Origin of the sequence: Bacillus sp. KICET-3 (assembly GCF_033261025.1) — a bacterium.
Lineage (GTDB): Bacteria > Bacillota > Bacilli > Bacillales > Bacillaceae > Bacillus > Bacillus sonorensis.
Genome location: NZ_CP137345.1, coordinates 534,600 through 555,527 on the forward strand (window position 1 = coordinate 534,600; position 20,928 = coordinate 555,527).

Below are 20,928 nucleotides of genomic sequence, written 5' to 3' on the forward strand. Positions count from 1 at the left end.
GCCTAAAAGTTCGTCTATTTAAGTTTAAATCCTTGCTTTTCAAGCATTGTCCGAACGTCAGGATAGTAGACGCGGTTGTAATAAGAGGAGATGCCTTGCGACCAGTTTCTTGATTCTTCTCCATTTGTGCGCTTTTTCATGTAGTCGGACATCTCTTCATCATATGCATCGATCAAAGGTTTCAAGTCATGGTGATATGTTTCGCTGTGCCTTACCGCTTGTTCAGGCAGACGCGGCTTTTTCGCCGAGCGGTCCGCCGGGTGGCCGACGACAAGCCCTGCAACAGGAAAGACGAATTCAGGAATGTCGAGAAGCTCAATCAGCTCTTCGGCGCGGCCGCGGACTGCCCCGATCGGTACGGTGCCGAGCCCCATTGATTCGGCGGCGGCAGTAGCGGTTCCCAGGGCGATTCCGGCATCAACCGCTCCGACGAGCACAGATTCGATTCCGTCTGTGATCGCAAGTTTTTGACCGCTTTTCTCAAGGGCGATGTTGGCCCGGTTGAAATCCGCACAGAACAAGAGGAAAACGGGAGCCTGTTCAATCCAGGCCTGACCTCCAGCAAGTTCGGCGATTTTCTTTTTCCGCGCTTGATCCTGCACCGTAATAACGGTGACCTGCTGACCGTTGATAGATGTTGGTGCGGCCTGAACCGCCTCGATGATGGCGTCAAGCTGTTCCGGGCTTACCGGTTCATCTGTATAGCTGCGGATCGATCTGTGATCTGTTAATGTTTTCAACACTTCATTCATATGTTCATCCCGTCCTTTCTGATTTAGTGCGTTTCAGTGCGCACGACGTTGAGTGGCTCTGTCAAGAGATTTCCTGCCGCTTTAACAAACGTTTGGAAGTGGTCTGTTTGGTTATGGGCGTCAAGTGCCTCTTGATCTTTCCATTGCTCAAGCATGACAAATGTATTGGCATTTTCCGTATCTTCAAATAGCTGGTATTGGACATTTCCCGCTTCGGCTCTTGAATGCTTCAGCAATGGCTGGACGCTTTCCAAAAAGGATTCGCGCTGTTCCGGTTTTACTTTCATATAAGCCTGCAATACGATCATTGATTAAAACCTCCATCATAAAATATAGGGTGCCTTCTCATTTATGTTGTATACGATTTCTCTCATTGTTCGAAAATCATCGAACAGTTGAATCGTATCATGCTCGGCTGTCATGCTGCAACCATTTTGCATGGTGGGGCTCATTGTCTTGAAATAAAGATTATGATACATTTAACCCATGAGTACAAAAGAAATGAAGCTAACGTCCGTTTTGCACGCGCTGAGTGATCCGATCAGATTGGAAATTGTCAAGGCTTTGGCTGACACACCGGAAAAGACGTGCGGCTCGTGCACCACCATAAACGTCGCAAAATCAACCTTGTCGCATCATTTTAAGGTGCTGAGGGAAGCCGGCATTCTCAAGGTGCGAATCGAAGGGAAGCATCATTACTATTCGCTTTGCAAAGATGAGATGGAGCAGCAGTTTCCAGGTTTGATCCATGCGATCCTTCAGGTTGAAAAAAAACAATGGTAACGAAAAAAACAGATACCGGCAGGCATGGGCTCTGCCGGTGCTTTTATGTTCAGCCGTACACCGCTTCATAAAGCTTTGTGACTCCGTCATCGATTTGATCCATGCCGATTTTGGCAAATCCAAGTACAAGGGAAACCGGGCCGTTTGTTTTCGTTTTCTTTTGTAAGATAAACCGGTTCATGCCGTATACTTCCACACGGTTTTCTCTGGCCCGCTCCAATACTTCTTCCTCAGGGCGGTCTGTTTCAAATTCAGCCACAAAATGCAGGCCTGCGCTTTCCCCTTTGATGTTCACCCGGCCGGCGAATGTTTTCTCAAGGCTGCCGATCAATCTTGTCCGTTTTTCTTCATAAATCTGGTTCATTTTTTTGATGTGCTTTTGGTACTCGCCTGATTCAATCAGTTCCTGCAGCGCGAATTGCGTCATAACGCTGCTTGATTGAATGGAGGAATGATGCCTTTTTCTGTATTGTTTTAAAAGCTTTTGCGGCAGCACCATATAGCTGATTCTCAAACCCGGGAGCAGCGACTTTGAAAAGGTGCCGATGTAGATGACCTTTTCGGAACGGTCAAGGCTTTGCAGAGCCGGAATCGTGTCACTTCCGTATTTGAATTCACTGTCATAATCATCCTCTACGATATAGCGGTTTTCTCCGTCAGATACCCAATTTAAAAGCTGAATCCGCCGGGAAACGGGCATGATAATCCCTGTTGGAAACTGGTGTGAGGGGGTGACAAACAGAACATCCGGATTGAGGCTGTGAATATCGCCGATCCGCATCCCTTTATGATCCAGCTCAATGGTGACCACCTGTTTGCCCGCATTTTTCAATAGCTGATAAATCCGGCTGTATCCCGGCTCTTCCATCGCATATACCGCCGATTCCGGAAGGAGATCCTGGATGGTGTGGATGAGCGGCTGTGTGCCGGCGCTGATTACGATTTGCTCGGGATGGCATTTGACGCCCCTCGTTAATGCGATGAAGCGCGCGATCGTCTGGCGCACTTTGTAGACGCCCTGGGGATGCGTCATTTCCCCCAATTCAACGGTATGGGAAGCGGCCGCTTTTTGTTCACAGCGAAACCATGTTTTAAAAGGGAAATGCGCCGTATCCACGCTCATATGGGAAAACGAAATCCAGCCGTCTTTTTTTTCGTCCGTTTCAAGCAATTCTTCTTCAAGCTGAAGCGAAGCCGGGTGCCGTCCGGCATGAAACGTTTCAATTTGTTCCACGAAAAAGCCCTTCCTCTCCTCTGAATAAAGATATCCTTCGGCGAGAAGCTGCTGGTAGGCCGCATTGACGGAATTGATGCTGACCTTCAATGCTTTGGCAAGCTCCCGTTTTGATGGGAGTTTGTTGCCGGGCAGAAGGTTTCGGCTGAAAATTTCTTCTTTGATCTTTTGATAAATCTGATGATAAATAAAATCCGCCTGCTCAGAGCGGTCGATCGGAATCGTAATCATAGCCCCTCCTTCTGGTACCATCAAAAATAAAAAGTTGGTACTTTTCATCATACCAAAAAATATTCAGAATTATAAGAAATAAACAAAGGGGAGAGATGATGATGAGTCTTAACACAACAGTATTCACAACGCGTGACTGGCAGGCCAAACGGGATCAGTATGTGGCCAGAGGCGTCAGCAATGGAAACCGCCACTTGGCGGCTAGGGGAGAAGGAGCTGTTTTATATGATATAGACGGCCGCCGTTTTATCGATTTCGCAGGCGCGATCGGCACATTAAACGTCGGTCATTCCCATCCGAAAGTCGTGGAAGCGGTCAAAAGGCAGGCCGATCAGCTGATACATCCCGGCTTTAACGTCATGATGTATACGGCTTACCTCGAATTGGCGGAAAAGCTGTGTCATCTTACACCCGGTACTCATGAGAAAAAAGCGATTTTCTTAAATTCGGGAGCAGAAGCTGTGGAAAACGCCGTCAAGATCGCACGAAAATATACAAAACGCCAAGCCGTTGTTTCCTTTACCCGCGGATTTCACGGACGCACCAATATGACGATGAGCATGACGAGCAAGGTCAAGCCTTACAAATTCGGTTTCGGGCCATTCGCTCCTGAAGTGTATCAGGCTCCGTTTCCATACTATTACAGAAAGCCGCAGGGAATGACTGATGAAAGCTATGACGAGACGGTCATCCAGGCGTTTGATCAATTCTTTGTTTCCACCGTCGCACCGGAAACGGTTGCCTGCGTTGTCATGGAGCCTGTTCAGGGAGAGGGGGGCTTTATCATTCCTTCCAAACGATTCGTTCAGCATGTCGCAGACTTCTGCAAGCGGCACGGCATCGTCTTTGTGGCTGATGAAATTCAAACGGGATTTGCGAGAACAGGCAAGTACTTTGCGATCGAGCACTTTGATGTTGTGCCGGATCTGGTTACGGTCTCGAAATCGCTTGCAGCCGGCGTGCCGCTCAGCGGGGTGATCGGCAGGGCGGAAATGCTTGACGCCGCGGCCCCAGGCGAGCTTGGCGGGACATATGCCGGCAGTCCGCTCGGATGCGCAGCCGCTCTTGCAGTGCTGGACATCATTGAGGAGGAGCGGCTCAACAAACGCTCTGAAGAAATCGGAACAGCGATAGAAGCTCAGGCGCTCGCCTGGAGGGAGAACTATCGGCAGATCGGCGAAGTCCGCAGACTCGGCGCAATGGCAGCGATCGAAATCGTTAAGGATCAAGATACGCGTGAGCCGGATAAAGCGGCTGCAGCCGCCATCGCCAAGTACGCAAATGAACACGGACTGCTTTTATTGACGGCAGGAATCAACGGCAATATCATCCGCTTTCTGACTCCGCTCGTGATCACTGACGAGCTGCTTCATGAAGGGCTCGGCATCATTGAAGAGGCGCTGGAACGATCTAGGTGAACATCTTTCAAGAAGGGGGCGGATTTTCATGAGTAAACAGCAAATGAAACAATCAATGTCACAAATGGATGTATTATTTCTGGCGATCGGAGCCATGCTCGGCTGGGGCTGGGTCGTTCTTTCAGGAGACTGGATTTCGACGGCTGGTTTTTTAGGAAGCGCCATCGCCTTCATCATCGGCGGAATTCTTGTGATATTGATCGGATTAACATATGCGGAGCTGTCTTCTGCGATCCCCGAAACGGGTGGAGGCATGATTTTCGTCTACAGGGCGTTTGGCCGGAAACCCGCGTTTATCGCGGCTTGGGGTGTGTTGTTTGGATATGTGTCGGTCATTGCGTTTGAGGCGGTCGCCCTGCCGACTGTCATAGATTATGTGCTGCCTGTTGAACACAAAGGTCTGATGTGGACGCTTGGCGGCTGGGATGTCTACTTCACTTGGGCCCTGATTGGTTCCGGAGGAGCGGTCGTTCTGACCGCTCTCAATTACTTCGGCGTCAAGCCGGCTGCCATTTTTCAATCGGTATTTACGATTGCGATCATCGCCACTGGCTTTTTGCTATTGGGCGGCGCTTTGGTCAACGGCGATTATGAAAATATGCAGCCGCTTTTTAAGGACGGGTTTTCCGGGATGATGTCGGTGCTCGTCATGATCCCGTTTTTGTTTGTCGGTTTTGATGTGATTCCGCAGGTTGCCGCTGAAATCAATGCTCCCAAAAAAATCATCGGCAAAATGCTCATCATCTCGATCGTCAGCGCGGTTTTGTTCTACCTATTGATCGTTTTCGGCGTGACGATGGGATTATCCGAAAGCGAGCTTGCTTCGACCTCTTTGGCGACTGCTGATGCGATGGTCAACCTGTTTGGCAGCCAGGTGTTCGGAACGGTGCTGGTCCTTGGAGGGGTTGCGGGGATCATTACGAGCTGGAATGCGTTCATCATTGGGGCGAGCCGCATCTTGTATGCGATGTCTGAAAAAGGGATGGTTCCGAAATGGTTCAGCTACATTCATCCGAAGTATCAAACACCGACACATGCGATTTTGTTTCTCGGGGCGCTGGCATTTTTCGCACCGCTTTTGGGACGGCCGGCCCTCGTGTGGATCGTCAATGCCGGGGGAACCGGCATCATTGTCGGATACCTGATCGTCTCGGCTGCGTTCATGAGACTGAGAAAAACGGAGCCTAACTTAAACAGACCATATAAAATCAATCAGTGGAAAACCACGGGTTTATCTGCTATCCTCTTAAGTGTTATCTTCCTTGCTTTTTATCTGCCGGGCATGCCGGCTGCGCTTTCGTGGCCGTATGAATGGCTGATATTGGCGGGATGGACATTGATCGGCATTGTATTATACAACATCAATTCAAAAGAAAAAGGGGAGGAGATTCAACATGACCAGCATGCTAGAAGTGTTTAACCCGGCAACTGGAGAAAAAATCGAGACCGTTCCCCAACAGTCCGGAAAGGAAGTCGAAGCCGCCATTGAACGCTCGCATGAGGCTTTTCAGCAATGGTCCAAAACATCCGCTTCTGAAAGAGCATCATTGTTGAAAAAGTGGTTTGACTTGATGGTTGAGCGTAAAGAAGAGCTCGCTAAAATGATCACGCTTGAAAACGGAAAGCCTTATCAGGAAGCTTTAGGTGAAGTGATGTATGCGGCGGGCTATATTGAGTGGTATGCGGAGGAAGCGAAGCGCATCTACGGAAGGACGGTTCCTGCATCTGTCACCAATAAGCGGATTATCGTGACCCGGCAGGCTGTCGGTCCGGTTGCGGCGATTACGCCGTGGAATTTCCCGGCGGCGATGATCACCCGCAAAGCTGCGCCTGCACTTGCAGCGGGCTGCACTTTCATCATCAAGCCCGCTCCGGACACCCCGTTAACGGCTCTTGAGCTGGTCCGACTCGGACATGAGGCGGGCATTCCGAAAGATGTCCTCCAATGCGTGATCGGCGATGGCGCGGAGATCGGCAGCATTTTTACGAGTCATCCGCTGATCCGCAAAATCACCTTTACAGGCTCAACGCCTGTCGGCAAGCATTTAATCAAAAACAGCGCCGATACGGTGAAACACGTATCAATGGAGCTTGGAGGCCATGCGCCGCTGATCGTTGACGAGGATGCCAACATCGATCTCGCGGTGAAGCAGGCGATGCTGTCCAAATATAGAAATGCCGGACAAACGTGCGTCTGTGCGAACCGCCTGATTGTGCATGAATCGGTGAAGGACGAATTTGCCGAAAAACTCCGCCGGGAAGTCGCCAAGCTCAAAGTGGGCAACGGACTTGAAGAAGGCGTTTCAGTCGGACCGATCATCAATAAAAAAGGCTTCCAAAAAATCGTCGATCAAATTAATGATGCGGTCGATAAAGGAGCCAAAGTGTTGATCGGAGCCGAATATGAGAGCGATGACGAGAAATCATGCTATTTTGTTCACCCGACAGTGCTGACGGATGTCGATCTATCCATGACTATTATGCATGAGGAGACATTCGGTCCCGTCGCACCGATTATTACTTTCAACACGCTGGATGAGGCGATTCAGATTGCCAATGATACTCCATACGGTTTAGCCGCTTATTTCTTTACGGAAAATTACCGCCGCGGCATCTATTTGTCAGAGCGTCTCGAATACGGGATTCTCGGCTGGAATGACGGAGGCCCGTCCACTGTACAGGCGCCGTTCGGCGGCATGAAGGAAAGCGGAATCGGCCGCGAAGGCGGACAAGAAGGAATTGAGCCGTATTTGGAGACAAAATATCTATCGATCGGTTTGGATGAATAAAAACAGAGCCTGTCCGGCATTTGCCGGGCAGGCTTTTTTAATAAAGAACATGGGCTTTCATGATTCTTTCTCACAGCCGGCGATTTTCCGCTTCTTTTTAGGTGTGTAAGATACATAAAAAATTCCTAGCAATAAAAGCGCGATACCGGCCCATGACACAAGTGGCAGCGATTCTTTGACAAGCACCGTTCCCAGGAGCGAAGCTGTGAGCGGTTCGGCCAAAGACAAGGTGACGGCTGTCGAAGCGGGCACTTTTTCGAGCCCTGTTGTAAAGAGCAGGTAAGCCGCTCCCGTTGCAATGACGCCGATATGAAGGCTTACCGCCATACCCTGAACGGAAAATATCCAGCTGAGATCATATAAAAACAGCAATGGCGCCAGCATAACGGCGCTCAAGGAAAACACGACGCCTGTTACAGCTTCGGGCCGCTGATGCTGAAGAAGCCGTTTGCTTGTCAGCGTGTAAACGGCAAAGGAGCATCCCGCTCCGAGCGCAAGCAAAATGCCGAGAACGTTTCCGGCGGAAGCGGCGGACGGAATGAACAATAAGGAAACACCCGCTATCGCTGCAAACGTCGCAATCCACCATCTGGCCCGGGGGATTTTTTGAAAGATCAGCCATTCGAGGCAGCCGGCGATAATCGGTGCGCTTCCGATCGCGACGACCGTTCCGACGGCAATGCCTGACAAGCTTACGGCTGAAAAAAAGAAGGGCTGATAAAACGCCATGCTTAAAGCTGCGATGACCGCCGTTTTAACAGGCCAGCCCCGCCGTTTCAATTGTCCGCGGACCGCCGCGAAAACCAGCAGAGTAACCCCGCCGACGGCCATTCTGACGGCACCGAATACAACAGGCTCCGCCTCCTTTGGGGCAAATGCCTGCGTCGTCCCCGTCGTTCCCCACAATACCGCGGCCAGCAAGACCAAAAGAACCGATATCTTCATCCCCCGATCTCTCCCTCTCACACAAAAAACTCGAACATTAGAACTCTCTCTATTGTAAAGCATGCCTGAATGATTGGAAATGACGGCTGCAAAAAAGAGGCCAAAGGCCTCTTCTGCATGATTATGATTTTTTTCTGCGCACTGCCATGAGCAGGGCGGCTCCTCCAAGCAGGACGGCAAGGATTGACAAAATCAGAGATGCGGTTTGAATGCCTGAATTGCCCTGGGCTTCAGCCGGTGCCTCTTTTTTTGTCGCACCGTGTTCATCAACCGTTTTGCTGCCGAGTTTGGAAGCATCGACTATGTTTGTGATTGAGTGCGGCGTATCGGCGTTTTCATCACCTGTCCATTCGACAATGCTTCCGTCTTTATAATATTGGTAGGCATCCCATGCGGCTTTCTGTTCTTTGTCGGGGTTTTTCGCCGTGAAGGTAAACTGCTGGAATTCGCCCGGCTTGATGCCTCCGTTCGCAGCTTCCCATGTCACCCTTGTGACGTTTCCATTTTTGGCGGTTTCCGTACTTGTTTTCCAGCCGGGAACCGGTTCATACTGCTGAAATTCAACACCGTCCGGCATGCTGAGGACGACTTTTGTCGTTGCCATATTTTTTTCCACAGGCACTTTGATTGTGTATGTTTCCCACGACCCAGCCGCAGATTCATCCGGCTTTACGGTTACGTGGGCGCTGACAGGCACGGTGATAAGCAGAAGCGCTGCAAAAACGGCGCTTAAAAAAAACATATTTCGTTTCAACATCATCAAGACTCCTTTTTATTGATTTTGGCATTAAAAACCGTTCTGATTTCATCAAATGACGCTGTTAATCCATGAACCCGGATTTTCCAGATGCCTTCTTCGTTCAAATGTAAATTTTTCGTCTGGAAAACGCCCTTTTCTTTTTTAGAAAGGGTGAAAGTGCTTTCCTTGTTATCGCCGAAAATCCCGGTTTTCGAAACCGTCAATTCGATTTTCTGGATATCGGTGATTACGTCTCCATTCCGGTTCCTGACAACCACTTCAAACGTGTTTGAGCCGGGCATGTTCGGACTGATCCTTAAAGAAAGGGTTTCTCCGTCCGCAAGCTGCTTTGTTTCATTAAACGGCTGCGGAAGCGGTGCCGGAGGACTCGGAATGTTGGTGAAAACGGCCGTTGTGACAAGAATGAGCAGTCCGATCGCCCATTCGGCTCTGATCGTGTTCCCGCGCGAGTGTTCCGGTTTTTTTCTGAAGCGGAAATAGTGGAGCGCACCAAATCCAATCATCAGCAGGACGAGTGCTGATTTGATCAGCAGTGCTTTTCCATAATTGGTCTGAAACAGATTATCCATTGTGTGGACAATGAAAAAGCTGTTTAACAGCCCGGAAAATACGAGCAGCCCGGCTGAACCAAGCGCCCATGGAGAAAAGCGCCGAATCGCCTCCCAAATATGGCCTTTATCCGGCTTCAGCCAGTCCCTTCCGAAAAACAGCACAAGCGCTGCAAGCCCACCTGTCCATACAGAAGCCGCCGCCAAATGGATGAAATCCATGGCTGCCGTCATATAGCTGTAGCTCGTCGATGCGGCGTGGCCGGAGAGTGATTTTGCCAGCAAAAGTCCGGCAAAAAAGATGATTTTGAGTATATTTTCCGTCCGTCCGGTTTTTCGCGAACAAACAGCAAGCAAAACAATCAAGCCGATGCTGGCCAGCCAAAGCGCTCCCCCTGTTGTTCGCAGCAGCGTTTCTTTCAAAAGAGCGGGCTGAAAAGCTTCCGCCCAAGAGACGCCCGCGTTTGCTTTGGTCTGAAGCGGGAGCTGGATGACGATGGCCGCGCCGATCATGACAAGGGCGAGCTTTATGATCCGCTGAAGACGGCTGCGCATCCTTTCAGCCCAGCTGTTTTTCGGACGATACCAAACAAGCTGAAAAAGAATCGATCCCATAAAGAGGGAAAAGCCCGTATAAAGCAAGACGCGTTCGATCACCGTATCCGCTTTCGGCAGGTCGGCAGAGGCGCTTCCCTGGTCTTTCGGCAATCCGCCTTGAATGTTTCCGACGCTGAAAGGAATCGTCCCTGAGACCGGATGGCCGTCTGCCGATACGACCCTCCATTCAGCCGTGTAGATATCGTTCTTCAGCTTTTTGTCCAGCTTTGCCGTCAGGATTTTTGCGTTTTTCGGATCGATCTGCGCTTCGCCTGAATCAACCCGTTCCCCGGAAGAGTTTCTGACCGTGATGGAGTGGAACCCTTCCTGAATCGCTTCGTTAAACTCGATCTTGATTTGGACAGGCGCTTTTTTCAATTCCTGGTTTTGGGCAGGTGTTGAATTGACGATATAAGCGTGCGCAAAAGCTGCTTTGGGCATCAGGACGAGACAAAGAACGGCCAGTACCGCCCAGATTGTTGCTTTTTTCATAGCATTCATCCAATCTTTCATGTTTTCAGGCTGCAGCAGTTTTCTTTCATGGTTTTTTGAATTTCATGTGCCGCATCTTCAAAGGAAAAAAGCCTTCCGCCAAATCCCTTTTTAAATTTCTCTGCGTCTGTGACCGAGGCAAATGGGATTGCCTGCGGTCTGCAGCAATTCAGATGAATCTCCGCATCAAGCAGAAAAACGGCCATTTTTGCACTGATCGTCGTGTCGACTAAAAAATCCCTGCAAATGATCTGTGCTGTATCATTCTTGATTTTTTCATAGCGGAGCATTGCGCAGTGGGCGCAGCAAAACTGTTCAATGAGACTGTCAGTTTTGACGATTTGCACGGAAAGTCTCGGATTCAGTCCTTTTCCGCAAACTGAACACATTTGTCCAGGCTGCTGCTTCGGCCGATTCAAGGCGATTCCGCCGGCTGTTTTGATGACCTGTCCGTTATCAATCAGCGGTTTAATATCGCGGTATACCGTCATTTCCGAGACGTTAAGCCTTTTTGAAATATCTGAAATACGAAGCGTTTCCTCTTCTTTGATCCATGATAAAATTTGCTGCCTCCGTTTGATCGGTAACATTCTCCCCCTCCATTCTTTATTCCTATATGTATAAGCCTATTAGATGAAAGGGAAAGAAACAAGCGCGAATATGATAAAAAATGTGAAATAATGTTGAACAGTAACAAATTGAAACATTCGACCAAAAAGTGTACATCGCATTTTCCATTTCAATCGTGAAAGAATCTCGCTGTACACTTTTGCCGGCAAAAGGAATAATCCTATCTGAGTGCTGTTACATCCGGAAAAATTGAGGATATGTTACTTTCGCTCATGAATTCTCCCAGTCTCTGCCGGAGATTACCGTAATGCGCCGAGCCGGGACTGTGGCAGAGCGTATGGTGCATGTTCCGCCCTCTCTTCTGGGAAACACGATCGTCACGTTCTCTCTCCCTCCCCGCATTGTTGACCTGTGAATGAAAATGCGTGTTTCAGTCGTGATCAACCCTTCTACTGTAGCGCTGACAAATGTTCCCACGTATTGTCTGAACCGCCCTTGCCGCTGATCTTCCCACCCCCATTGCGGCTCCGTCTGTTGAACCCCGTAAGGATAATAGTAATAATACATCAGACATACTCCTTTCCACATTTAAGACTACGGTCATTCATATTCGTGTACGAACCTGAAAAATTACAAAAAAAGTATATTGGGAGATTAGAGCTAAATCGAGACGAGGACTGATCTTAAAATAATTTGTAAGGAAATGTAACAGGTTTGAACGCTTTAGTGCAGCGATGTGAAATGATAAAATCGGAACTGCAGCAGAGGGGAGGGAGAATATGGGGAAACAAAAGCTGATTCTCATAGGAAACGGCATGGCGGGGGTTCGTACGATAGAAGAAATTTTAAAACATGGCGGGCATGCGTTTGATATTGTCATTATCGGCAGTGAGCCCCATCCAAATTACAATCGCATTTTGTTATCTTCCGTCCTGCAGGGCGAAACGAACTTGAAGGATATTACGCTGAACAGCCGCAAATGGTATGAAGAGCACGGGATTACTCTTTATACGGGGGAAACGGCTGTCAACATTGATACGCATAAACAGACGGTATCAACGGACAAAAACCGTGAATTGGCATATGACAAGCTGATTATCGCCACGGGGTCTTCCCCGTTTATCCTTCCGGTTCCGGGTGCAGACAAAGAAGGGGTATACGGTTTTCGGACGATTGAAGATTGCCGGGCATTCATAGACGCTTCAAAGCGTTTTCATCAAGCGGCCGTCATTGGCGGGGGAATCCTCGGGCTTGAAGCGGCGAGAGGCTTGGTGAATCTTGGAATGGAGGTTGCAGTGATCCATCATTCTTCCCATATCATGCAAAATCAGCTTGATCCGGCCGCATCAGCCATGCTGCAGCGCGAGCTTGAACGGCAGGGCATCCGTTTTCTTTTAGAAAAAGACACAAACGCCGTTTTGGGGAAATCCCGCGCAGAAGGGGTACGTTTCCAAGACGGGACGGAGATGCGGGCTGATCTGATTGTGATGGCTGCCGGTGTCAGGCCGAATATAGAGCTGGCAAAGGGGAGCGGGCTCGCTGTGAACCGGGCCATTATCGTCAACGATCATATGCAGACAAACGTTCCGAATGTTTATGCTGTCGGGGAATGCGCTGAACATAACGGAGTCGTATACGGGCTGATCAAGCCTTTATATGAGCAGGGACGGGTGCTGGCCAAGCACATTTGCGGCTTGGAATGCGGCCGGTACCGGGGCTCTGTTCAATCGGCAACACTGAAAATTGCGGGAGTCGACGTATTTTCAGCAGGGAAAATCAAAGAGGATGATACGACAACAGCCATTCAACTTATAGACGAATCGGCGGGAATTTATAAAAAAGCGATGTTTCAGGCAGATAAAATGGTTGGCGTGATGTTGTACGGAGATATTGCAAACAAGCAAAACTTGCTGGATAGCATTGTCAAACAAAGGGATATCACAGTTGTGAAAAAAGATTTTTTTCAATCGGGCGCAGAAAGCGCGGTCGCTTCGATGCCGCTGGGAGAAACGATCTGCCAATGCAATGCGGTATCAAAAGGAGCGATCATCGAAGCCGTGCAACGCCATCATTTGAAAACGGCCGAGGATGTGAAGCGCTGTACAAAAGCTTCCGGCTCCTGCGGAGGGTGCAGACCGATCATCGAGGAGCTGCTGATCCACACTGCGGAACGAAGCCATCAAGAGCCTGCAGGCGCAAACACGATGTGCCCGTGCACTGTATTAACCGAAGATGAAGTCGTTCAGGAAATCCAGATGAGACAGCTTTCTTCTGTTCAGGACGTCATCTCTGCATTGGGCTGGAACAAAACAAGCGGATGCTCTGTCTGTGTGCCGGCGATCGATTATTATTTAAGGATGATCAGGCCGGACATAAAAGCGGCCACCCCATTTGAGGAAACGGAGCAGGAAGATGGCATGTGCACACTTGTTCCGCAAATGTACGGAGGGCTGACAAATAAAGATGAGCTGAGAAGGATCGCGGATGTCATGGAAAAATACCAAATACCGCAGGCTGTCCTGACGCATGACCAGAGATTGCAGCTTTCGGGAATCAGGCGCGACGAGTTGCAGCATATAAAAGAAGAACTGCATATGCCGGTCTTCCCCCGGAAAAAGCAGGCGATCGCCCCGATCAAAACATGTCCGTGCAGCCATCAGGAATCTGTGCAAGCTGCGGCAGCCGAACTGGAGAAACATACAGACTCCCTGTTAATGCCGGCAAAGATCGATATCGCGATCTCCGCATGCGTGGATGACTGTGCCTTAGCAGCCGTAAGGGACATCGGAATCGTGAAGGCGGTCGGGGGATGGGAGCTGTACGCCGGCGGCCAGGGCGGTCAAAACGCCCGGGCCGGAGAGCTGCTTTCAGTTGCCGGCACACTGGAAGAAGCCGGAGAATATATCAAAGGTTTTCTCCAGTATTATCGGGAAACGGCGAATTACCTCGAACAGGTCGGACAATGGATCGAACGCGCCGGCCTCATTCATGTCAGGGAAGTTTTATTTGATGACGAACTTCGCAGGCAGCTGATGGAGCGGCTTGAGGAAGAAAGCCGGCTGCCAGAGCAAGAAATGATAAAAGGGCTGATGTGATGTGACAGAATTACTGCTGAAATACTTTCGCACAAAGCAAAAAGAGGTGCAATCAGAGAAGACGTATGACACACAATGTCCTTTTTGCAGCATGCAATGCAAAATGCAGCTGATCGAACAAACGGTTGTGACGAGAAAGAAGTATATCGCTGTCGGAAAAGAGAATCCGACGACAAAGGGCCGCTTATGCATGAAAGGCATGAATGCCCATCAGCATGCGCTTCACCAGGAGCGAATCACTCATCCGCTGCTGAAAAAAAACGGCGAATTTGTCCGTGTATCGTGGGAAGAGGCGCTTCAATTCATCAAAGAACAAGTCGTGAGCATCCAGCAGGAAGACGGACATGACGCAGTAGGGGTTTACGGGAGCGCCTCAATCACAAACGAAGAGGCCTATCTGCTAGGAAAATTCGCCCGTGTCGCATTAAAAACGAGGCATATTGACTACAATGGAAGGCTCTGTATGTCGGCTGCGGCGACAGCGGCAAATCAAACGTTTGGAATGGACCGCGGGTTCACGAACGCGCTCAGTGAGGTTCCCCATGCCAGGGTGATCATGCTTGCGGGATCGAATATCGCTGAATGCCAGCCGACCATCATGCCGTATTTTGAAGAGGCAAAGGAAAACGGGGCTTACATTATCGTGATTGATCCGCGTGAAACGGCCACTGCCCGCATCGCCGACCTTCATCTGAAAGTAAAGCCCGGAACAGATGCGGCCCTTGCAAACGACATGCTGAAAATCATCATCGAAGAGGGGCTGATAGATGAGTCGTTCATCAAACAGAGGACATCCGGCTTTGAAGAAATCGAGCGCTATGTCACAACCTTAAGCCTTGAAGAGATATCCGGCCGGACGGGCGTGCCGATAGAACAGATCAGAAAAGCGGCTGTAAAATTCGCCCGGGAAGAAACGGGGATGCTGTTTACCGCGAGAGGCGTCGAGCAGCAGACAGATGGGACCGCTGCTGTCAGGAATTTACTGAATATTCTAATATCAGTTGGCAAAATCGGAAAATTTGCCTGCGGGTACGGAGCCATCACAGGCCAGGGGAACGGACAGGGAGCGAGAGAACACGGCCAGAAAGCTGATCAGCTGCCGGGGTATCGTTCGATTGAAAATGAAGAAGACCGCGCTTATATTGCGGATGTCTGGGGAATTTCGGCCGAGGAGCTGCCGCGAAAAGGCGTTTCCGCTTATGAGATGATCAAAAAGGTTCATGAAGGAGAGATAACAGGGCTGTTTCTGATGTGCTCAAACCCTGTCGTATCCAATCCGAACGCCAATTTTGTCAAAGCGGCTTTGAAAAAATTGAAGTTCTTTGCAGTGATCGATTTGTTTATATCAGAAACGGCAAGGCTTGCCGACGTCATTTTGCCGGCTTCATCCTATCTTGAAGATGAAGGCACAATGACGAACGTGGAAGGCAGGGTGATGCTGAGGGAAGCGTCAAAACCGTGTCCGGGCGAAGTCAGGCACGATTGGAAAATCATTTGTGATATTGCGGGCGCGCTCGGCAAAGGCCGTTTTTTCTCATATGAGTCTGCCGAGGAGATTTTCAATGAATTAAGGAAAGCGAGCCGCGGGGGAATCGCAGATTATTCCGGGATCACATATGAGCGCCTCAAAAAGGAAGGCGGCATTTTGTGGCCCTGTCCAGAACAGGGGCATCCAGGTACAGCGCGCCTGTTTGAAGCGGAATTCGCCCATCCGGATAAAAAAGCGGACATGTGCGTCGTCCCAAATGAGCCTGCCGTCAAAAAGGACCGGCCGACAGAAGAGTATCCTTTATATTTAACGACGGGAAGAGTGATGCCACACTATTTAACAGGTGTGCAGACAAGAAAGAGCGCAGCGCTCGCGGCCAGACACTTTGAATCTTTTATGGAAATCCATCCGAAAACCGCCGCGACATATAAAATTGAAGACCGTGTTTTGGTCAAAATCGAATCAAAAAGGGGAAGCATTGTCGTCAGAAGCAAATGGACTGAAGCGATCAGGCCGGATACTGTTTTTGTGCCGATGCATTGGGGCGATTCGCAAAATGTGAACAGACTGGTTGCTGAAGATTTGGATCCGACTTGCCAAATGCCCGGTTTTAAGGTGTGTTCCGTCCGTATAAGTCCCTTTTATGACAAAAATGTGAATAAATTGTCATAAAAAGTCATAAAAAGTTTACAAAATTAAATATATTTTGTGATAGTTTTAAAGATGTAGATGAAATACATCTTTTGAGCGATAGTGTGAATTGTTATGAAAAAGGGGAGGATCATAGTGGAAAAAAAGCAGCTCGTTCTTGTTGGGAACGGAATGGCCGGGGTAAGGGCCATTGAAGAAATTCTTAAAGTTTCAAGCGACCAATTTCAAATTACGATTTTCGGAAATGAACCCCATCCGAACTACAACCGGATTCTTCTTTCCAAAGTGTTGCAGGGAGATACGGACATCAAAGACATTACATTAAATGATTGGAACTGGTATGAAGAAAACGGCATTCAGCTTTATACGGGTGAAGAAGTCATCAAAGTCGACCCTGAAAACAAAACCGTGACAACGGATTCGGGCAGGATTCAGCCGTATGATGAACTGATTTTGGCGACAGGTTCTCTCCCTTTTATTCTGCCGTTGCCTGGAGCGGATAAAGAAGGCGTAACGGCTTTCCGGGATATTAAGGATACAGATGTGATGCTTGAGGCTTCCAAAACGTACAAAAAAGCGGCGGTTATCGGCGGCGGTCTGTTGGGACTTGAAGCCGCGCGCGGACTCCTCAATCTGGGAATGGATGTGACCGTGATTCACCTCGCCCCATACTTGATGGAGCGCCAGCTTGATGCGACTGCAGGCCGTCTTTTGCAAAAAGAACTGGAAAAGCAGGGCATGAAGTTTTTACTTGAAAAACAAACGGAAGAAATTTACGGGAACGAACGAGTAGAAGGATTGAAATTTAAAGACGGCTCAACACTGGAAGCGGATTTGGTCGTCATGGCCGTCGGCATCAAGCCGAACGCTCAGCTTGGAAAAGACTGCGGTCTTCCGGTGAACAGAGGTATTATTGTCGATGACTACATGCAGACGAAAAACCCACATATTTACGCTGTCGGCGAATGCGCCGAACATAGAGGAATCGCCTATGGGCTTGTCGCCCCTCTTTACGAACAGGCAAAGGTGCTTGCGAAGAAAATTTGCGGAGCTGAAACCGGACCGTATGAAGGTTCTGTTTTATCGACCCAATTAAAGGTTTCGGGAGTCGAGGTCTTTTCCGCGGGCGATTTTAATGAGGATGATGACGAGGGCAAAAAAGCGATCAAGGTGTTTGATGATCAGGACGGCATCTATAAAAAAGTCGTTCTCCGCGGCAACCAGATAATCGGAGCCGTGCTGTTCGGCGACAGCAGCGACGGCAACAGGCTGTTTTCCATGATTCAAAAAGGGGCGGACGTCACTGAGACTTCCAAAGTTTCAATTCTGCAGCCTTTGAATCAGGAGGAAGGCATGAGCATTACGGCTGCAATGAGCGACGATGAGATCGTTTGCGGATGTAACGGCGTCTCAAAAGGAATGATCGTGCAGGCGATCAAAGAGCAGGGATGTAGATCAACGGATGAAATCAAGGCATGCACCGGTGCGTCACGTTCCTGTGGAGGATGTAAGCCTCTTGTCGCGGAGATTCTTCAGCATACGCTCGGATCGGAATTTGACGCATCCGCGCAAAAAGAAGCAATCTGCGGCTGTACGGATCTTTCAAGAGACGAAGTAGTTGCCGCCATTAAAGAAAAAGGTCTCACCCATACAAGAGAAGTCATGAACGTGCTCGGCTGGAAAACGGAGGAAGGCTGTTCAAAATGCCGCCCTGCGCTTAACTACTATCTCGGCATGATCAATCCGAAAGAATATGAAGATGAAAGGGAATCCCGCTTCGTCAACGAACGGATGCACGCCAACATCCAAAAAGACGGCACATATTCCGTCGTTCCGCGGATGTACGGCGGTGTCACCAATTCCAGCGATTTGCGCCGGATTGCTGATGTTGTCGACAAATACGACATTCCTCTTGTAAAAATGACAGGAGGTCAGCGGATCGATCTGATCGGCGTCAAAAAAGAAGACCTTCCGAGAGTGTGGAAAGACCTTGACATGCCTTCAGGATTTGCCTACGGAAAAACGCTCAGAACAGTTAAAACCTGTGTGGGTGAACAATTCTGCCGCTTTGGTACACAGGATTCCATGGCTCTCGGAATCGAGCTTGAGAAAAAATTCGAAGGCCTTTACGCACCTCATAAAATCAAAATGGCGGTATCCGCATGTCCGCGAAACTGTGCGGAGTCCGGTATTAAGGATGTCGGCATCGTCGGCATTGACGGAGGCTGGGAGATCTATGTCGGCGGAAACGGCGGTACACATCTGCGCGCCGGGGATCTGCTGATGAAAGTCAAAACGACTGAAGAAGTCATGGAAATCACAGGCGCTTATCTTCAATATTACAGGGAAACGGCCAACTATTTAGAGCGTACTTCCGCATGGCTCGAGCGGGTCGGCTTGTCCCACGTTCAATCCGTATTAAATGATGAAGCAAAACGGAAAGAATTAAACGGACGTATGAATGAAGCGCTGTCTATCCACAAAGATCCGTGGAAGGATTTTCTGGAAGATGAAAAGACAACGAAACAATTGTTTGAAAATGTTGTCACATCTTAATATCGGAAACCATTTTGAGGAGGAATTCACATGGTGAACAAAGATTTAACAAAGGTATTCGTCGCGAAAATCAGCGATTTGCCGGATCAGCTGGGAAAGACAGTGGTTATCGATAATAAGGAAATTGCGGTCTTCAAGCTTTCAAACGGCAGCGTCCGCGCGGTTGAAAACCGCTGCCCCCACAAAGGAGGCGTGCTTGCCGAAGGAATGGTGAGCGGAAAATTTGTATTCTGTCCGATGCACGATTGGAAGATCAGTCTTGAAGACGGAAAAGTTCAAGAGCCTGACACCGGCTGCATTCAAACGTATGAAACGGTTGTTGACGGGGAGGACCTGTTTATTGTTTATTGAGGCTCCAGGCAGACACGAAAACATCCGCTGCAGCGGGCTTCATGTCATGCTGATGACGCCGGGCATCGCGGCCAACAAAAGAGCACATGAGAAATTTGACCGCGAGCCTCATTGGATAGCGTTTGCGCGGTCCTCTTCAGTTTTAATTCACTAAAGGAAGAATCGGCAGATGGAAGGATGACGGTTGATGGGGAATGGGAAAGTATTTTTTGTAGGGGCCGGACCTGGAGACTCCGGACTTATTACACTCAGGGGAAAGGCTTTGATCGAGAAAGCCGACGTCATTCTGTATGACAGGCTGGTCAATGCCCGGCTGCTTGAGCATGCGAAAGCATCATGCGAATTCATCTATTGCGGAAAGCTTCCAAACCGGCATTATATGAAACAGGATGAAATCAATGCACACCTGATTGAAAATGGCTTGAAAGGTCTCAATGTCGTCAGGCTGAAAGGCGGGGACCCCAGTGTTTTCGGCAGAGTCGGAGAAGAAGCAGCAGCCATCAGCGAGCACGGTATTCCGTATGAAATGGTGCCGGGCATTACGTCGGGAATCGCGGCGCCCCTTTACGCGGGACTGCCGGTGACTCACCGCGATTTTGCTTCTTCTTTTGCCGTCATCACCGCCCATGATAAAACAGGCAGACCGGATATGGACTGGGAAGGGCTTGCCAGAAGCGTTCAAACCCTCGTTTTTTATATGGGCATCAAAAACCTGGCTTATATATGCGAGCAGCTGATCAAACACGGAAAATCCCCCCTTGCTCCCGTTATGGTTATTCAATGGGGCACATGGGGCAGACAGCGAAGCGTAAAAGCGACGCTGCAGGACATTCATAAAAAAATAACAGAACATCATATTAAAAATCCCGCCATCATCGTGATCGGCGATATCGTGTCCTTCAGGCAGCACAGCTGGTTTGAAGATAAGCCATTAATCGGACTGAACATCCTGGCCGTTCAAAGCGGAGAAGAAGAAAATCTGCCGAAAGAAGAGCTCCGGGAACAGGGTGCGGAAGTCATTGAATGGCCGAAATGGAAACCGCAAAAAACGGTGTCAGATGATGGGCAATTAAGGAATATCGGCCGTTTTGACAGCCTGTTGTTCACCTCAAGGAGAGCGGTTCAAGAGCTTTTCAGCCGTCTGAAGTTCCTGAAGATCGACATCAGAGACATCCGGGGGCAGCTTTATGCGAGTGCACCATCTATTAAAGAAGCGCTTGAGGAGCGGGGATTCGCCGCCTTTTTGCAGACAGACATCCCTGATCCGGGATCATGCCTTGTCATCGGCAGCCGCCGGGCGGTCCAAGACAAACGATATCAGGAATCCGCGACATTCGTGACTCACGATCACATGATCGACAGCCGTTTTACCTCGATGATCAAACGGGAAATCGAAGAATTCCCCATTGATGCCATCATATTTTCAGGAAAGCAATGCATCGATCTTTTTGTGAAAGCGGCGGTTAGCATCGGCATGTCTCCGCAAAAGGCGAAAGACTCCATTCACGCGGTCTGTCTCAGCGGCGAGGCGGAAAAAGCCGCAAAAGACCGCGGGTTTAAGCTTGTTCACGCTCCGGAAGAAACGGTTTCGCTTGAAGCCTGTTTAAAAGACCTAAAAAACAGCGCAGCAAAGGTTTTGTTGCCGAAATAAAATGGCAGGGGATTCC

Annotated in this window: 18 protein-coding genes; 10 read left to right on the forward strand and 8 right to left on the reverse strand. The window is 49.4% G+C overall.

Features of this window, described 5'->3' with window-relative positions; genetic code table 11:
- Nucleotides 1-14 precede the first annotated feature (14 nt).
- Nucleotides 15-752 carry an NADPH-dependent oxidoreductase gene (locus R5H20_RS02665; protein WP_006638691.1) on the reverse strand — a complete coding sequence of 246 codons (738 nt, stop codon included), beginning with the start codon at nucleotides 750-752 and terminating at the stop codon, nucleotides 15-17.
- A 23-nt stretch (nucleotides 753-775) separates the two neighbouring features.
- Entirely contained in the window at nucleotides 776-1,060 is a 285-nt protein-coding gene (locus R5H20_RS02670) for a putative quinol monooxygenase (protein WP_006638692.1), read from the reverse strand.
- Nucleotides 1,061-1,238: 178 nt separating this feature from the next.
- Between R5H20_RS02670 and R5H20_RS02675 the strand changes: the two genes are divergently transcribed.
- A complete protein-coding gene (locus R5H20_RS02675) occupies nucleotides 1,239-1,535 on the forward strand; it encodes an ArsR/SmtB family transcription factor (protein WP_040348450.1) in 297 nt (98 codons plus the stop codon).
- Nucleotides 1,536-1,584: 49 nt separating this feature from the next.
- Here R5H20_RS02675 and R5H20_RS02680 read toward each other — a convergent pair whose 3' ends face one another.
- A complete protein-coding gene (locus R5H20_RS02680) occupies nucleotides 1,585-3,000 on the reverse strand; it encodes a MocR-like transcriptional regulator GabR (RefSeq protein WP_006638694.1) in 1,416 nt (471 codons plus the stop codon).
- Nucleotides 3,001-3,101: 101 nt separating this feature from the next.
- Here R5H20_RS02680 and gabT point away from each other — a divergent pair, with 101 nt between their 5' ends.
- The 3 genes from gabT to gabD are packed head-to-tail and all read left to right on the forward strand — an operon-like array spanning nucleotide 3,102 to nucleotide 7,207.
- Entirely contained in the window at nucleotides 3,102-4,418 is a 1,317-nt protein-coding gene (gene gabT / locus R5H20_RS02685) for a 4-aminobutyrate--2-oxoglutarate transaminase (RefSeq protein ID WP_006638695.1), read from the forward strand.
- Nucleotides 4,419-4,446: 28 nt separating this feature from the next.
- Nucleotides 4,447-5,838, forward strand: coding sequence for an APC family permease (locus R5H20_RS02690; RefSeq protein ID WP_006638696.1), 1,392 nt, complete (start codon nucleotides 4,447-4,449; stop codon nucleotides 5,836-5,838).
- The gene (gabD, locus tag R5H20_RS02695) at nucleotides 5,813-7,207 is read left to right on the forward strand and encodes a succinate-semialdehyde dehydrogenase (RefSeq protein WP_006638697.1); all 1,395 of its coding nucleotides are present in this window, start codon (nucleotides 5,813-5,815) and stop codon (nucleotides 7,205-7,207) included. The genes R5H20_RS02690 and gabD overlap by 26 nt, the downstream gene beginning before the upstream one ends.
- 57 nt (nucleotides 7,208-7,264) lie before the next feature.
- On the opposite strand, the gene R5H20_RS02700 is transcribed toward gabD, so the two are convergent.
- The 5 genes from R5H20_RS02700 to R5H20_RS02720 form a co-directional block, all read right to left on the reverse strand.
- Nucleotides 7,265-8,152, reverse strand: a complete 888-nt coding sequence (locus R5H20_RS02700) for an EamA family transporter (protein ID WP_006638698.1) — start codon at nucleotides 8,150-8,152, stop codon at nucleotides 7,265-7,267.
- A gap of 121 nt (nucleotides 8,153-8,273) precedes the next feature.
- Nucleotides 8,274-8,909, reverse strand: a complete 636-nt coding sequence (locus R5H20_RS02705; protein ID WP_006638699.1) for a YcnI family copper-binding membrane protein — start codon at nucleotides 8,907-8,909, stop codon at nucleotides 8,274-8,276.
- 2 nt (nucleotides 8,910-8,911) lie between these two features.
- Nucleotides 8,912-10,558: a copper resistance CopC/CopD family protein gene (locus tag R5H20_RS02710; protein ID WP_040348468.1), complete on the reverse strand. Its 1,647-nt coding sequence runs from the start codon at nucleotides 10,556-10,558 to the stop codon at nucleotides 8,912-8,914.
- Nucleotides 10,559-10,566: 8 nt separating this feature from the next.
- Nucleotides 10,567-11,139: a DeoR family transcriptional regulator gene (locus R5H20_RS02715; RefSeq protein WP_006638701.1), complete on the reverse strand. Its 573-nt coding sequence runs from the start codon at nucleotides 11,137-11,139 to the stop codon at nucleotides 10,567-10,569.
- Between the two features lie 250 nt (nucleotides 11,140-11,389).
- A complete protein-coding gene (locus R5H20_RS02720) occupies nucleotides 11,390-11,686 on the reverse strand; it encodes a hypothetical protein (RefSeq protein WP_006638702.1) in 297 nt (98 codons plus the stop codon).
- A 212-nt stretch (nucleotides 11,687-11,898) separates the two neighbouring features.
- Between R5H20_RS02720 and nirB (R5H20_RS02725) the strand changes: the two genes are divergently transcribed.
- The 6 genes from nirB (R5H20_RS02725) to cobA all read left to right on the forward strand — a co-directional run bounded on the left by nirB (R5H20_RS02725) (nucleotide 11,899) and on the right by cobA (nucleotide 20,912).
- Nucleotides 11,899-14,214 (forward strand): nitrite reductase large subunit NirB, encoded by a 2,316-nt coding sequence (gene nirB, locus R5H20_RS02725; protein WP_006638703.1) that lies wholly within the window; start codon nucleotides 11,899-11,901, stop codon nucleotides 14,212-14,214.
- Nucleotide 14,215: 1 nt separating this feature from the next.
- Nucleotides 14,216-16,375 (forward strand): assimilatory nitrate reductase catalytic subunit NasC, encoded by a 2,160-nt coding sequence (gene nasC, locus R5H20_RS02730; RefSeq protein WP_006638704.1) that lies wholly within the window; start codon nucleotides 14,216-14,218, stop codon nucleotides 16,373-16,375.
- Between the two features lie 114 nt (nucleotides 16,376-16,489).
- Nucleotides 16,490-18,910, forward strand: a complete 2,421-nt coding sequence (gene nirB / locus R5H20_RS02735; RefSeq protein WP_006638705.1) for a nitrite reductase large subunit NirB — start codon at nucleotides 16,490-16,492, stop codon at nucleotides 18,908-18,910.
- 30 nt (nucleotides 18,911-18,940) lie between these two features.
- Nucleotides 18,941-19,261 carry a nitrite reductase small subunit NirD gene (gene nirD / locus R5H20_RS02740; protein WP_006638707.1) on the forward strand — a complete coding sequence of 107 codons (321 nt, stop codon included), beginning with the start codon at nucleotides 18,941-18,943 and terminating at the stop codon, nucleotides 19,259-19,261.
- Complete coding sequence (locus tag R5H20_RS02745) at nucleotides 19,251-19,415, forward strand: hypothetical protein (protein WP_155910130.1); 165 nt, start codon at nucleotides 19,251-19,253, stop codon at nucleotides 19,413-19,415. The genes nirD and R5H20_RS02745 overlap by 11 nt, the downstream gene beginning before the upstream one ends.
- A 33-nt stretch (nucleotides 19,416-19,448) precedes the next feature.
- Nucleotides 19,449-20,912, forward strand: a complete 1,464-nt coding sequence (gene cobA, locus R5H20_RS02750) for a uroporphyrinogen-III C-methyltransferase (RefSeq protein ID WP_006638708.1) — start codon at nucleotides 19,449-19,451, stop codon at nucleotides 20,910-20,912.
- Nucleotides 20,913-20,928: the final 16 nt, after the last annotated feature.